The organism is Qaidamihabitans albus (genome assembly GCF_016464705.1).
In the GTDB taxonomy this organism is placed as follows: Bacteria; Actinomycetota; Actinomycetes; order Mycobacteriales; family Pseudonocardiaceae; genus Qaidamihabitans; species Qaidamihabitans albus.
Map to the genome: position 1 here is coordinate 101,944 of NZ_JAEHOB010000009.1, position 13,575 is coordinate 115,518.

Genomic DNA, 13,575 nt, shown 5'->3' on the forward strand with positions numbered 1-13,575 from the left:
GGAAGCGACGGCCGGGCGCCGGCTGGTCTGCTCGGGGCGTGAAGACGCATCCCTCGCCGCCGCGGCACTTCTGGCGCCGCCGCGGCCTATTCGGCAAGCTACTCCTGATCGGTGCGCTGGCGCTCGTGCCGTTCGGCGCGTTCTTCGGCGCGGTGTTCACCGTCGCGTACCAGGACGCGCGCCAGAGCAACCTGGGCGAGCTGACGTTCGGCAACCCCGTCGCCGTGCCGCCGGTACTCGAACCCACCGTCGACGCGCAGGGACGCAAGCACTTCGACCTGAGGCTGCGTACCGGACGCAGCGAGCTCCTGCCCGGGCACGACACGGAGACGTGGGGCGTGAACGGCGCACACCTCGGCCCGACACTGCGGGCGAGCACGGGCGACCGCGTCGTCATGCACGTCACCAACGATCTGCCGGAAGCCTCGACGCTGCACTGGCACGGGATGCGCCTGCCCGCGCGGACGGACGGCGGGCCGCACCAGGAGATCGCCCCCGGCGAGACCTGGTCTCCACAGTGGACGATCAGGCAGCCCGGCGCGAGCCTGTGGTACCACCCCCATCCGCACGGCCACACCGCCGAGCACGTCTACCGGGGCGTGTCCGGCATGTTCCTCCTCGACGATCCGGAGTCCGGCCGGCTCGACCTGCCCGGTGAGTACGGCGTCGACGACGTACCGCTGATCATCCAGGACAAGAGGTTCGACGAGGACGGCGAGCTGGACTTCAGCCGCGCCTCCTCACTCGCCGGGGGAGTGGGCGCCGGGGCCACCGGCATCCTCGGCGATGAGATCCTGGTCAACGGCACCCACGATCCCCACTTCGAGGTCTCCCGGACGCTGACGCGGCTGCGGGTGCTCAACGCGTCCCCGGCACGCGTCTACAACCTGGGCTTCGACGACGGCCGCGACTTCCGGGTGATCGGCACCGACAGCGGGTTGCTGCCTGTGCCGGCCCCGCGCGACCGGGTCGTCGTGTCACCGGGCGAGCGCGTCGAGCTGGTGGTCCGCCTGGCACCCGGCGAGTCGCCGGTCCTGCGCAGTTTCCCCGGTGGGCTGGGCGCGGGCTTTCCCGGCGATCGGTTCGCCGGCGGGGACGACACCTTCGACCTCATCCAGCTCCGGGCACCGGCCGGCATCGCGCCCAGCCCCGGGGTGCCGGCCGAACTCTCCCGCGGCGAGCCGCCCGAACCTCGGCCCGGTGCACCGGTACGGCGGTTCGACCTCGGTGGAAGGAGCATCAACGGCAAGAAGATGGACATGTCCCGCGTCGACGAGGTGGTGTCCGCGGGAGCCACCGAGGTCTGGGAGATCCGTGGGGGCAGGAACCCGCACAGCTTCCACATCCACGACGTCGCGTTCCGGATCCTGGACATCGGCGGTGAGCCACCGCCCTCGTGGCTCGCCGGCCGCAAGGACACCGTGTACGTCCCTCCCGGTGAGGAGGTGCGGCTGGTGGTGGAGTTCGGCACCGACGTCGATCCCGAGGTCCCGTACATGTACCACTGCCATCTGCTCTACCACGAGGACAAGGGCATGATGGGCCAGTTCGTGATCGTCCCGCCCGGCCGCGAGGACAGCGTGCCGCGCACCCTCCGGACCGGCGGCCACGACCACGGGTGACGGCGGCAGGGGGTGAGCCCGGTCAGCGTGAGCGGTTCCCGGGCACCGGCCCGCGCAGCACCGCCATCGCCGCGTTGTGCCCGGGAATGCCGCTCACCCCGCCACCCCGGACGGCACCGGCGCCGCACAGCAGGATCCGGTCGTGCCCGGTCTCGACCCCCCAGGTACCGGCCTGCTCCGGAGTGGCGGCGAAGGGCCAGGACAGGTCCCGGTGGAAGATGTGCCCCGCGGGCAGCCCGAGCTCCCGCTCCAGGTCCAGCGGCGTCTTCGCCTCCAGGCACGGGTTGCCGTCGGCGTCGCGCCACAGGCAGTCCTCGATCGGCTCGGCGAGGACGCTGTCGAATGAAGCCAGCGTCGCCCGCAGCGCCCGCTCGCGGGCCGGCTCGTTGCGGCCCGCGAAGAGGCGGGCCGGCATGTGTAGCCCGAACAGTGTCAGCGTGTGCGCACCGGCCGCTCGTTCGGCCGGGCCGAGCACGGACGGGTCGGTCAGTGAGTGGCAGTAGACCTCACACGGTGGCACGGCGGGGATCGTGCCGCCGCGAGCCTGCGCGTAGGCGGCGGCGAGCTGATCGTAGCTCTCGTTGACGTGGAAGGTACCCGCGAAGGCGTCCCGCGGATCGACGTTCCGGTCCTTGAGCCGGGGCAGCCTGCGCAGCACCATGTTGACCTTCAGCTGGGCGCCCTCGGCCTGCTCCGGCGGCTCGCCGAGCAGGGTGGCGAGCCGGCTCGGCGCCACGTTCACCAGCACGTGCCCTGCGGCGGCGACGTGCTCGCCGTCCCGGTGCCGGTAACGCACCTCCCCCGCCGGGTCGATCGAGAGCACCTCAGCGCTCGTCCGCAGCCGCGCACCGGCCGCCCGCGCGGTCCCGGCCAGCGCCGAGGTGAGCGCTCCCATCCCGCCGACCGGCACGTCCCAGTCACCGGTGCCGTTGCCGATCAGGTGGTAGAGCAGGCAGCGGTTCTGCCGCAGGTCCGGGGCGTCCGCGGCGGCGAACGTGCCGATCAGCGCGTCGGTCAGCACGACGCCCCGCACGGTGTCGTCGGCGAAGCGCCCCTCGATCGCCGCGCTGACCGGCTCCTCGAAGAGCATCCTCCAGGCTTCCTCGTCACCGACCCGCTCGCGCAGCCGCGACCTGGCGGGCAGCGGTTCGGTCAGGGTCGGGAACACACGTTCGGCGACCCGGCCGGCCAGCGTGTAGAACCGTTTCCACGCCACGAGGTCGGCGGCCGTGCCGCACACCCGCGCGAACGACGCCGCGGTGCGGGCGTCGTCGGCGGTGTCGACGAGCAGGCCGGTCCGCCCGGCCGGGGTGTACGACGAGATGCGCCGCCTGCGCAGCTCCACGGAAAGCCCGAGGTCCGCCACGATCTTCCCCGGCAACAGGCTGACCAGGTAGGAGTAGCGCGAGAGCCGCACGTCCACGCCGGGGAAGGCGCGGAACGACACCGCGGCACCGCCCGGCTCGCCGCGGCGTTCCAGCAGCAGTACCGACCGGCCCGCCCGGGCGAGGTAGGCGGCGGCGACGAGACCGTTGTGGCCGCCGCCGACGATCACGACGTCATGGCTTTCCATCTACCGTCCCTTCACACCCCCTCCCGATAGCCTGGCACAGGGTCCGATCACAGGGAGCCCGATCACGGGGAGGAGTCCGGATGCCGGAGGACAGACCGGCCGCGAACACCGGTTCCCGGGCACTTCCGGCGGCGGCGCTCGCCGCCCTGCTCGGCGGAATCGTGCTGATGGCACTGTTGCAGGTGCTGCCGGCGACCAGCGACATCGACCCGGTGCGGCGCACGATCAGCGAGTACGCGCTCGGCCCGGTCGGCTGGGTCTTCGGCGTCGCCGTCCTGCTGATCGCCGGCGGCTCCGCCATGGCGTTCGGCACGCTCGTCCGGCGCGGGCTCGTCCGGCCGCTGTCCGGCAACACGGTCTTCGCGGCGTTGTGGACGGCGGGCCTGCTCGCGATCGTCGTCTTCCCGAAGACGGACTGGTCGGTCGGCCCGAGCATCGAGGGCACGATCCACCGGTACGCGAGCATCGTGGCGTTCGTCTGCCTGCCGCTCGCGGTGCTGCTGGCGGCGCGGGCCGCCTACCCGCACTCCCCCGGCCCACGCCGGTTGACGCGATGGCTCGCGTTCACCTCGCTGCTGTGGTTCGGCGTGATCATCGGCGCGGTCGTCGTGATGCTCGCCGGCGGCCCCCCGTGGTGGCGGAGCATCCCGCTCGGGCTGGTCGAGCGCATGCTGGCGCTCAACGAGGTGCTCGCGGTCGTGGCCCTCACCCTCGGCCAGCTCCGCGCGCCGGCGAGCGCTCCCGACCCCGTCGCGACGAGGGTGTCCAGGTGCCGTAGCGGCCGACACGCATGACGGGGATCACAGCGCGTCGCGGTACGCTACTAGTACCTTCCTAAGCGCACGCTTACTCGATGAGGAGGAACCAGTGACAGAGTCCCCTTCCCGTGTCGCGATCGTCACCGGTGCGGGCCGCGGCATCGGCGCGGCCGTCGCGCGGCGGCTCGCCGCCGACGGGTTCGCCGTCGGTCTGCTCGACCTCGACGAGGCGAGCTGCAAGGCCGGCGCCGAGGCGATCGGTGCCGACGGTGGCCGCGCGGTCGGCGTGGGCCTGGACGTCAGCGACACCGAGTCGGTCGAGGCAGCCGTCAACACCGTCGCCAAGCAGCTCGGCGCACCCACGGTGCTGGTCAACAACGCCGGTATCACGCGGGACAACCTGCTGTTCAAGATGTCGGACACCGACTGGGACTCGGTGCTCGGTGTTCACCTTCGCGGCTCCTTCCTGATGAGCCGTGCGGTGCAGAAGCACATGACCGAGCAGGGCTGGGGGCGCATCGTGAACCTCTCCAGCGTGTCCGCGCTCGGCAACCGCGGCCAGGCCAACTACTCCACCGCGAAGGCGGGCCTGCAGGGCTTCACCAAGACGCTGGCGATCGAGCTCGGCAAGTTCGGCGTGACCGTCAACGCGATCGCTCCCGGGTTCATCGTCACCGACATGACCGCGCAGACCGCCGAGCGGGTGGGCATGCCGTTCGACGAGTTCCAGAAGGCGGCCGCGCAGGAGATCCCGGTACGCAGGGTGGGCCAGCCCGAGGACATCGCCAACGTCGCGTCGTTCCTGGTCAGTGACCAGGCTTCGTTCGTCTCCGGCCAGGTCATCTACGTGGCGGGAGGACCGAAGGCATGAGTGAGCCGCGTGTTTTCGCCGGCCTCGACGAGTTCGCGGGCGCCGTCGGCGAGCAGCTCGGCAGGAGCGACTGGCATACGGTGACCCAGGAACAGGTGAACCTGTTCGCCGACGCCACGGGCGATCACCAGTGGATCCACGTCGACCCGGAGCGGGCCGCCAAGGGGCCCTTCGGCGCCCCCATCGCGCACGGCTATCTCACCCTTTCGCTGATCCCCATGCTGGGCAAGGAGATCTACCGGGTGGACAACCTGAGCATGGGGATCAACTACGGCGTGAACAAGGTCCGCTTCCCGCAGCCCGTGAAGGTCGGCTCGAAGGTTCGGGCGACCGCCGAGCTCACCGAGATCAGCGACGCCAGCCAGGGCAAGCAGGCGCTCGTACGGTGGACGATCGAGATCGACGGCGAGGAGAAGCCCGCCTGCGTGGCCGAGACGGTGGCCATACTGGTTCCCTGACGGGCCGCCCGGGCACGGACATGCCGGCGCCCGCCGGGTCTCCCCGGCATACCGACCGGTCGGTACTGTCGGTCCGGTCACTGACAAGGAGGTCGGATGAGCAACGAGGACCCGCCGGGTCTCGACCTGAACCGGTTGCGCGGTCACCTCGACCGGGAACTGCCGGGGCTCGTGACGGCGCCGCTGAGCGCCGAGGTCGTGAAGGGCGGCCGATCGAACCTGACGTACGTGGTGAGCGACGGCACGAACCGGTGGGTCGTGCGGCGGCCCCCGCTGGGCCACGTACTGCCGACCGCGCACGACATGAAGCGCGAGCACCGGGTGATGAGCGCGCTCGGTGACACCGCGGTACCCGTGCCGGCCACGCTGTTGCTGTGCGAGGACGAGTCGGTACTCGGGGCGCAGTTCTACGTCATGGAGTACGTGCCCGGCACGCCGTACCGGGCCAGGGAGGAGCTCGCCGCGCTCGGCCCCGGCCGCACCAGGGCGATCGCGGACGAGCTGATCGACACGCTGGTCGAGCTGCACGCCGTGGATCCCGCGACGGTGGGCCTCGCCGACTTCGGCAGGCCGGAGGGCTTCCTGGAGCGCCAGCTGCGCCGGTGGAAGAAGCAGCTCGACGCCTCCCGCAGCCGCGACCTGCCCGGCATCGACACGCTGCACGACCGCCTCGCCGCACGCGTCCCGGAATCGCCTGCGCCGGCGATCGTGCACGGTGACTACCGGCTCGACAACGTTCTCGTCGGCGACGACTACCGGATCAAGGCCGTGCTCGACTGGGAGATGTCCACGATCGGCGATCCGCTGACCGACCTGGCGCTCCTGGTCGCCTACGCCGAGCGAGACGCACTCGACCTGCAGATCGTCAGCAACGTCAGCTCGGCACCCGGCTATCCCGGGACCGACGAGGTGATCTCCCGCTACGCACGGCTCTCCGGGCGGGACGTCTCCACGCTCGACTGGTACGTCGGCTTCGCGTTCTTCAAGCTGGCCGTGATCCTGGAGGGCATCCACTACCGCTTCAGCCACGGCCAGACGGTCGGCGAGGGCTTCGACGACATCGGTGCAGGCGTCCCCCCGCTCGTGGCACACGGCAACTCCGTCCTCGGGCAGGACGTGCACACGCTCGGCCGAAGCGTCCGGAAAAACTAGGAGGACTGATGGATTTCTCGTTCGACGCCACGACCGAGGAGTACCGCGAACGGCTCCAGTCGTTCATGGACGAGCACGTCTACCCGGCCGAGCCGGTGTTCGGCGAGCAGCTGGCCGCCCGCGGCAACCCGTGGGAACCGGTTCCGGTCCTGCAGGAGCTGAAGGCCGAGGCCCGCAAGCGCGGACTGTGGAACTTCTTCCTGCCCGGCGAGCTCGGCGCCGGGCTCACCAACATGCAGTACGCGCCACTGGCCGAGATCACCGGCCGCAGCCCCGCACTCGCTCCGGCCGCGATGAACTGCGCAGCCCCCGACACCGGCAACATGGAACTGCTCGCCGAGTTCGGCAACGAGAAGCAGCGCAAGCAGTGGCTGGACCCCCTGCTCGAAGGGGAGATCCGCTCGGCGTTCGCCATGACCGAGCCGGACGTCGCCTCCTCCGACGCCAGCAACATCGCGACCCGCATCGAGCGCGACGGCGACGACTACGTCATCAACGGGCGCAAGTGGTTCATCTCCGGCGCGATGAACCCCAACTGCCAGATCATCATCGTCATGGGCAAGACGAACCCGGACGCCGAGACGCACCGGCAGCAGAGCATGGTGCTCGTGCCCCGCAACACGCCGGGCATGCACATCAAACGCGGCATGTCCGTGTTCGGCTACGGCGACGGCGACCACGGCGGGCACGCCGAGATCGTCTTCGACAACGTGCGGGTGCCCGCCGAGAACCTGGTCGGCGAGGAGGGCGGTGGCTTCGCGATCGCGCAGGCGCGGCTCGGGCCCGGCCGCATCCACCACTGCATGCGGCTGATCGGCATGGCGGAGCGTGCGATCGAGCTGATGTGCCGCCGGGCCGTTTCCCGCGTCGCGTTCGGGAAGACGCTCGCCGAGCAGGGCGTGATCCAGGAGTGGATCGCCGAGTCACGGGTCCGTGTCGAGCAACTGCGGCTGCTGGTGTTCAAGACCGCGTGGATGATGGACCAGGTCGGCAACCGGGGCGCGCACTCGGAGATCCAGGCGATCAAGATCGCCACCCCCGCATCGGTCGAGTGGATCCTGGACAAGGCGATCCAGACGCACGGCGCGGGCGGGGTCAGCCAGGACTTCCCGCTGGCCTCGCTCTGGACGTCCGCGCGCATGCTTCGGCTGGCCGACGGCCCGGACGAGGTGCACAAGCGCTCGATGGCCCGCCGTGAACTCAAGAGGTACCTGTGATGAGCGAACCCACGATCACCGCCGACGAAATCCGCGAGCGGGTACGGGCGCTGCTGGAGCAGCACGATCCGCGGACCACCGACCGCCTGGAGTTCCTGCGCGCCCGCTTCGACGCCGGGCTGGCCTGGGTGCACTTCCCGGTCGGCCTGGGCGGCCTGAACACCTATCGCGAGCTGCAGAACGTGGTGGAGACCGAGCTCACGGCGGCGGGAGCGCCGAGCAACAACCCGCGCCGGATCGGCATCGGCCTCGGCATGGCGGCACCGACCATCCTCCGGTTCGGCACGGACGAGCAGAAACGCCGCTTCCTACGTCCACTGTGGACGGGCGAGGAGGTCTGGTGCCAGCTGTTCAGCGAGCCGGGCGCCGGGTCGGACCTGGCCGCGCTCGGCACCCGCGCGGTCCGTGACGGTGACGAGTGGGTGGTGACCGGGCAGAAGGTCTGGACCTCGACCGCGCACACCGCGCGGTGGGGCATCCTGGTCGCGCGCACGGATCCGGACGTGCCCAAGCACCAGGGCATGACCTACTTCGTGTGTGACATGACCGATCCCGGCGTCGAGGTGCGGCCGCTGCGCCAGATCACCGGCGAGGCCGAGTTCAACGAGGTTTTCCTCACCGGCGCCCGGATCCCGGACGCACATCGGCTCGGCGAGGTCGGCGAGGGCTGGAAGGTCGCGCAGACCACGCTGATGAACGAGCGGGTCGCCATCGGCGGCAGCGCGATGCCCCGGGAGGGCGGCATGGTCGGCACCGTCGCCCGCACCTGGCGGGAGCGGCCCGAGCTGCGCGCGCCCGACCTGCACGACCGGCTGCTGCGGCTGTGGGCCGAGGCGGAGGCGTTCCGGCTCGCCGGGACCCGGCTGCGCCAGCAGCTCGCGGTGGGCGAGCCGGGGCCGGAGGGCTCCGGGATGAAGCTGGCGTTCGCGCGGCTCAACCAGGCGCTGTCCGGGCTGGAGGTGGAGCTGCTCGGCGACGAGGGGCTGCGCTACGACGACTGGTCGATGCGCAGGCCGGAGCTCGTCGACTTCACCGGCCGCGAGGCCGGGTACCGCTACCTGCGGGCGAAGGGCAACTCCATCGAGGGCGGCACCTCGGAGATCCTGCGCAACATCATCGCCGAGCGGGTGCTCGGCCTGCCGCCCGAGCCGCGTGTGGACAAGGACGTCGCCTGGAAGGACCTGCCCCGATGAGCACTCCCGACCTGCTCTACTCCGACGTCGAGAACGACCTGCGCGCGAGCGTGCGGGACCTCCTCGCCGATCGCTGCGAGCCTGCGGCGCTGCTGGCCAGGGTGGAGAGCGGCGAGCCGTACGACACGAAGCTGTGGCGCACCCTCGGCGCCGAGCTCGGCACCGCCGGGCTGCACGTGCCGGAGGAACGCGGCGGCCAGGGCGCCTCCGCCCGGGAGACCGCACTGGTGCTCGAAGAGCTCGGCCGCAGCGTCGCGCCGGTGCCGTTCCTGGGCAGCGCGGTGCTGGCCACGTCCGCGCTGCTGGGCACCGACCCCGAGCGCGAGGCCGCCGCCGGGCTGCTGCGCCGCCTGGCCTCCGGCGAGGCGACCGGCGCGCTCGCCGTGCCGCTGTCCACCGCGCCGGGCGCGCCGTTCCCGCAGTCGGTCCGGGCCTCCGGCGACGGCGGGCTGACCGGCCGGGTGGGTACGGTCGCCGACGCGCAGGCCGCCGATGTGCTCGTGGTGCCCGCGACCGGCCCGGACGGTCCCGCGCTGTACGCGGTGGACACCGGCACGGCCGGGGTCTCGGTGTCGGAGCTGGTGCCGCTCGATCTGACCCGGCGGATCGCCGACGTGACGCTCACCGAGGCGGGCGGGCGCCTGCTCGCCGGGCCGGAACGGGCGGCGGACGCCCTGGGGCAGGCGCTGCTCACCGGCGCGGGACTACTCGCCTCGGAACAGCTCGGCATCGCCGAGTGGTGCCTGCAGGAGACGGTGCGGTACGTGCGCGAGCGCTACCAGTTCGGCCGCCCGGTCGGCTCGTTCCAGGCGCTCAAGCACCGGCTCGCCGACCTGTGGCTGGAACTCGTCGCCGCGCGGGCGGCGGCGCGCTACGCGGCCGACGCGCTCGCCACCGGCAACCCGGACACCGGGGTGGCGGTGGCCGTCGCGCAGTCCTACTGCGCGACGGTGGCCGTGCACGCCGCCGAGGAATGCGTCCAGCTGCACGGCGGGATCGGGATGACCTGGGAACACCCGGCGCACCTCTACCTCAAGCGGGCGAAGGCGAACGAGATCGCACTCGGAGCGCCGGGCCGGCACCGGGACCGGCTGGCGGACCTGGTCGACCTCCCCGCCTAGCGCCGCCCCTCGTGAGTGCGCACGCGAGTTCACGGTGTCCTGCGGGACACCCGCACCCGGCTTGCGTAGGCACTCACGAGGCCGGGCGCGTCTCGGTGACCAGCCAGGACAGGTACTCGGCGTGGCCGCCGGTGATCGGCGTGACGATCACCTCGGGCACGTCGTAGGTGTGCTGTGCCGTGAGGTGCTCCACGAGCGCACCGGCCCGGTCGGCGGCGGTCTTGACCTCCACCCGCCACTCCCGCGCGGTCTCCACCGCGTCCTCCCACCGGAAGACACTGGTGATGGGGCCGACGATCTGGGCACACGCGCCGAGGTTCGCCTCGACGGTGCTCGCCGCGAGCTTGCGCGCGGCTTCCTCGGAGTCCGTGGTGGTCGCGACGATGACGTGATCCGCAGGCATGCCCCAACCCTACGAGCCGGGGCGGTCCGGGCGCAGCGAGGCCAGCAGCAGGTCGGCGAAGTGCTCGCCCATGTCCTGCGCGGAGAGCTCACCGCTGGGCCGGTACCAGTAGCCGAGGTGGTGCACCGCGCCGAAGAAGAAGTCGACGACCACCTCGGCCGGCTTGTCCCGGCGGAAGTCCCCCGCCCGCTGCCCTTCCTCGATCAGGCCGCGGAACCGCTCGTGGTAGCGGCGGCGCTCTGCGCGCACCGTCCGCCGCTTCTCCGGGCTCAGCTGGTGCATCGACTCGAAGAAGATCTTCGTGTCGTCGAGCGCGACGATGGTGCTCACCACGACGTCCGAGGCGATCGAGCGGAGCCGCTCGGCCACCGGCGCCTCGGTGACCGCGAACTTCTCGAGGCGCTCGGTCTGCTCCCGCAGCACCCGGGCGTAGATCTCGTAGAGCAGGTCGTCCTTGGAGCCGAAGTAGTGGTACATGGCGCCCTTGGTGACACCGGCCGCGGCCACGATCTCCTGCACCGACGTGCGGTCGAAGCCCTGTTCGGCGAAGAGCCGCGTCGCCACCGAGAGCAGCCGCCGCGGCACCGAGTCCGCCACGCCTGCCGAGTCGCCTTCCTCCGGTGCGCTCATGGCCAGGACGATACCGACCGGTCGGTTGCCCCGCCCCCGAGGAAGCGGCGCGGGTTCGCCACGAGCATCTGCTCGAGGTGCGCCTCCGCCACGCCGCGTTCCCGCAGGGCGGGCAGCACGTCCCTGGTGATGTGCAGATAGTGCCAGTTGGGCAGGATCCGGGGCAGCTCCGCCCGCGGGAACCAGTCGATGTAGCACGACGCGTCGTGCGAGAGCACCAGGTGCCCGGCGTAACCCCGTGCGCACAGCTCGGCGACGGTGTCCACCCGCTTCTCGAACGGCAGGATCGTGTCGACGCCGAAGCGGTCCATCCCGAGCAGGGAGCCGCGGTCGGCGAGCTCGATCAGGTAGCCGAGGTCGGTGGTGTCGCCGCAGTGGCCGATGAGCACCCGGGACAGCTCGACACCCTCCTCTTCGAACACGTTCTGCTGTGCGAGGCCCTGCATGCTGGTGGCGTGCGTGTGCGTCATGATCGGTGTTCCGGTGGCCCGGTGTGCCGCGGCGACGGCCCGCAGCACCCGGCCCACCCCGCGCGTGATGCCGGGGGTGTCGGTGGCGCACTTGAGCACGCCCGCCTTCACCCCGGTGCCCGCGATGCCTTCGGTGATGTCGCCGACGAACAGGCCGACCAGCGGATCGGCACCGCCGAGCAGCGTGCCGGGGCCGCGGTAGTGCAGGTAGTGCGGCACATCCCGGTAGGTGTAGAGCCCGGTGGCGACGACGATGTTCAGCTCCACCTCGGCCGCCACCCGCTGGATGCGCGGGATGTCGCGGCCGAGCCCGATCACGGTGGGGTCGACGATCGTGTCGATCCCCGCCGCGGCCAGCTCCCGCAGCCGCTCGATCGCGGCAGGCACCTGCTCGTCCTCGCGGAATCCCTCGTGCTCGGGATAGTTGGTCAGGAACTCCGGGCTCAGCACGAAGACGTGCTCGTGCATCAGCACGCGGCCCAGCTCGGCAGCGTCGCGCCGTCCGCGGACGGTCTGCACCGTCCCCGCCGTCTCGGTCACAGCCACGGCCGTCCTCCGCTCGTCAGTCGCCGAGCACGCTCTCCACCTTCCGCTGGAGCTTGTTCATCCCGCCGAGCCAGCGGTCGGTCTGCGTGGCGCGGTTCCCGTAGTACTCCGCGACCTCGGGGTGCGGCAGGATGAGGAAACGCCCGTCCCGCAGCGCCTCGAGCACGGTGTCGGCCACCTCCTCCGGCTCGATCGCCGAGCGGCCCATGATCAGCTGGCCGCCCTGGCCGCTGTCGGCGAGCATCTTGGTCCGCACGCCCTGCGGGCACACGGCCTGCACGGTGACGCCGCGATGCCGGTAGGTCGCGGAGAGCCACTCGGCGAACGCGAGCGCGCCGTGCTTGGTGACCGAGTACGGCGCCGAGCCCAGGCTGGTGAGCAGGCCAGCCGCGGAGACCGTCGCGAGGAAGTGCCCGCTGCCGCGCTCGAGCCACTCCGGGAGCAGCTCGCGCGCCGCGCGCACGTGCGCCATCACGTTGACCTCCCAGGCGTTCGCCCAGTCCTCGTCGGGCGCCTCCGGCCCACCGCGGGTGGCGACGCCGGCGTTGGCGCAGAACAGGTCGATCGCGCCGAGCACCTCCCGGGAGCGCGCGACGAGCCGGCGCACCCCGTCCTCGCCCGCGGCGTCCCCGGCCACCGCGACGCCGCCGACCTCCTCGGCGACGGCGGCGGCCGCCGTCCCGTCGAGGTCGGCGACCACGATCCTGGCGCCCTCCGCCGCGAACCGGCGGGCCAGCGCGGCACCGATGCCCGCGCCACCGCCAGTGATCACCACGCCCGCGCCGGAGAGTTCGATGCTCACAGGCCGCCCCCCAGGGTCACGCCGCCGTCGACGACCAGGGTCTGCCCGGTGATCCAGCCGGCCTGCTCGGACAGCAGGAACGTGACGGCACCGGCGATGTCGGCGGGCACGCCGAGGCGCTTCATGGGGTACGCCGAGGCGACCTCCTCCTCACGGTCCTCGTAGAGCGCGGTCGCGAACTTGGTCTTTACCACGGCGGGCGCGACGGCGTTGACCCGGATGCCGGGCGCGAGCTCCTCGGCGACCTCCTTGGTCAGCCGGATCAGGGCCGCCTTGCTGACGCCGTACATGCCGATGCCCGGCGAGGTCCGCAGCCCGGCGATGGAGGCCACGTTGACGACGGCACCGCCGTGCTCCCCCATCCACGCGTCACGTGCCTTGCGTGTCCAGGCCAGTGGCGCGAGCACGTTGACGGCGAGGATCTTGGCCGCCGCGTCGGTGTCCACGTCGAGCACGGGGCCGTAGACCGGGTTGATCCCGGTGTTGTTGACGAGCAGGTCGACGCTGCCGAACGCCTCGATGGTCCGCGCGATGGCGTCCTGCTGGTGGGCGTCGTCGTCGGCCTTGCCGGGCACGCCGAGCGCGACCGAGGCGCCACCGAGCTCCTCCACCGCCTCGGCCAGCGGCTCGGGCTTGCGTGCGGTGATGCACACCTTCGCGCCGCGTTCCACCAGGTCCTTGGCGATGCCGAGACCGATACCCCTGCTCGCGCCCGTCACAATGGCGACACGATCCTTGAAAGAGTTCACTGCTGCCGAT

14 protein-coding genes are annotated in these 13,575 nt (G+C 71.7%); 8 read left to right on the forward strand and 6 right to left on the reverse strand.

Annotation, left to right across the window (positions count from 1 at the left end):
- Positions 1–38: 38 nt before the first annotated feature.
- On the forward strand, positions 39–1,622 hold the full coding sequence (locus JAP66_RS18660) for a multicopper oxidase family protein (protein WP_307849616.1): 1,584 nt from the start codon (positions 39–41) through the stop codon (positions 1,620–1,622).
- Positions 1,623–1,644: 22 nt separating this feature from the next.
- On the opposite strand, the gene JAP66_RS18665 is transcribed toward JAP66_RS18660, so the two are convergent.
- Positions 1,645–3,195 (reverse strand): phytoene desaturase family protein, encoded by a 1,551-nt coding sequence (locus JAP66_RS18665; protein WP_199433067.1) that lies wholly within the window; start codon positions 3,193–3,195, stop codon positions 1,645–1,647.
- Positions 3,196–3,275: 80 nt separating this feature from the next.
- On the opposite strand from JAP66_RS18665, the gene JAP66_RS18670 reads away from it, so the two are divergent.
- From JAP66_RS18670 to JAP66_RS18700, 7 genes are all read left to right on the forward strand, one after another.
- Positions 3,276–3,989 (forward strand): DUF998 domain-containing protein, encoded by a 714-nt coding sequence (locus JAP66_RS18670; RefSeq protein ID WP_199433068.1) that lies wholly within the window; start codon positions 3,276–3,278, stop codon positions 3,987–3,989.
- A 73-nt stretch (positions 3,990–4,062) separates the two neighbouring features.
- Positions 4,063–4,824 (forward strand): beta-ketoacyl-ACP reductase, encoded by a 762-nt coding sequence (locus JAP66_RS18675; RefSeq protein WP_199433069.1) that lies wholly within the window; start codon positions 4,063–4,065, stop codon positions 4,822–4,824.
- Complete coding sequence (locus JAP66_RS18680) at positions 4,821–5,282, forward strand: MaoC family dehydratase (protein ID WP_199433070.1); 462 nt, start codon at positions 4,821–4,823, stop codon at positions 5,280–5,282. The genes JAP66_RS18675 and JAP66_RS18680 overlap by 4 nt, the downstream gene beginning before the upstream one ends.
- 96 nt (positions 5,283–5,378) lie before the next feature.
- Positions 5,379–6,434: a phosphotransferase family protein gene (locus JAP66_RS18685; protein WP_199433071.1), complete on the forward strand. Its 1,056-nt coding sequence runs from the start codon at positions 5,379–5,381 to the stop codon at positions 6,432–6,434.
- Positions 6,435–6,442: 8 nt separating this feature from the next.
- Positions 6,443–7,651, forward strand: coding sequence for an acyl-CoA dehydrogenase family protein (locus JAP66_RS18690; RefSeq protein WP_199433072.1), 1,209 nt, complete (start codon positions 6,443–6,445; stop codon positions 7,649–7,651).
- Positions 7,651–8,844 (forward strand): acyl-CoA dehydrogenase family protein, encoded by a 1,194-nt coding sequence (locus tag JAP66_RS18695; protein WP_199433073.1) that lies wholly within the window; start codon positions 7,651–7,653, stop codon positions 8,842–8,844. The genes JAP66_RS18690 and JAP66_RS18695 overlap by 1 nt, the downstream gene beginning before the upstream one ends.
- A complete protein-coding gene (locus JAP66_RS18700; RefSeq protein WP_199433074.1) occupies positions 8,841–9,965 on the forward strand; it encodes an acyl-CoA dehydrogenase family protein in 1,125 nt (374 codons plus the stop codon). The genes JAP66_RS18695 and JAP66_RS18700 overlap by 4 nt, the downstream gene beginning before the upstream one ends.
- Before the next feature lie 73 nt (positions 9,966–10,038).
- On the opposite strand, the gene cutA is transcribed toward JAP66_RS18700, so the two are convergent.
- The 5 genes from cutA to JAP66_RS18725 are packed head-to-tail and all read right to left on the reverse strand — an operon-like array spanning position 10,039 to position 13,565.
- A complete protein-coding gene (cutA, locus tag JAP66_RS18705) occupies positions 10,039–10,368 on the reverse strand; it encodes a divalent-cation tolerance protein CutA (RefSeq protein WP_199433075.1) in 330 nt (109 codons plus the stop codon).
- Between the two features lie 9 nt (positions 10,369–10,377).
- The gene (locus tag JAP66_RS18710; RefSeq protein ID WP_199433076.1) at positions 10,378–10,998 is read right to left on the reverse strand and encodes a TetR/AcrR family transcriptional regulator; all 621 of its coding nucleotides are present in this window, start codon (positions 10,996–10,998) and stop codon (positions 10,378–10,380) included.
- Entirely contained in the window at positions 10,995–12,014 is a 1,020-nt protein-coding gene (locus JAP66_RS18715; protein WP_307849617.1) for a phosphotriesterase family protein, read from the reverse strand. Before JAP66_RS18715 ends, JAP66_RS18710 begins: the two co-directional genes overlap by 4 nt.
- A 16-nt stretch (positions 12,015–12,030) precedes the next feature.
- Positions 12,031–12,816 (reverse strand): SDR family NAD(P)-dependent oxidoreductase, encoded by a 786-nt coding sequence (locus tag JAP66_RS18720; RefSeq protein ID WP_199433077.1) that lies wholly within the window; start codon positions 12,814–12,816, stop codon positions 12,031–12,033.
- Entirely contained in the window at positions 12,813–13,565 is a 753-nt protein-coding gene (locus tag JAP66_RS18725; protein WP_199433078.1) for an SDR family oxidoreductase, read from the reverse strand. Before JAP66_RS18725 ends, JAP66_RS18720 begins: the two co-directional genes overlap by 4 nt.
- Positions 13,566–13,575 lie beyond the last annotated feature (10 nt).

Bases quoted from the DNA above. Each gene is read 5' to 3' on its own strand.
- JAP66_RS18670 (WP_199433068.1), top strand. From the start codon at position 3,276: ATGCCGGAGGACAGACCGGCCGCGAACACCGGTTCCCGGGCACTTCCG.
- JAP66_RS18685 (WP_199433071.1), top strand. From the start codon at position 5,379: ATGAGCAACGAGGACCCGCCGGGTCTCGACCTGAACCGGTTGCGCGGT.
- JAP66_RS18680 (WP_199433070.1), top strand. From the start codon at position 4,821: ATGAGTGAGCCGCGTGTTTTCGCCGGCCTCGACGAGTTCGCGGGCGCC.
- JAP66_RS18700 (WP_199433074.1), top strand. From the start codon at position 8,841: ATGAGCACTCCCGACCTGCTCTACTCCGACGTCGAGAACGACCTGCGC.
- cutA (WP_199433075.1), bottom strand. From the start codon at position 10,368: ATGCCTGCGGATCACGTCATCGTCGCGACCACCACGGACTCCGAGGAA.
- JAP66_RS18695 (WP_199433073.1), top strand. From the start codon at position 7,651: ATGAGCGAACCCACGATCACCGCCGACGAAATCCGCGAGCGGGTACGG.
- JAP66_RS18690 (WP_199433072.1), top strand. From the start codon at position 6,443: ATGGATTTCTCGTTCGACGCCACGACCGAGGAGTACCGCGAACGGCTC.
- JAP66_RS18710 (WP_199433076.1), bottom strand. From the start codon at position 10,998: ATGAGCGCACCGGAGGAAGGCGACTCGGCAGGCGTGGCGGACTCGGTG.
- JAP66_RS18665 (WP_199433067.1), bottom strand. From the start codon at position 3,195: ATGGAAAGCCATGACGTCGTGATCGTCGGCGGCGGCCACAACGGTCTC.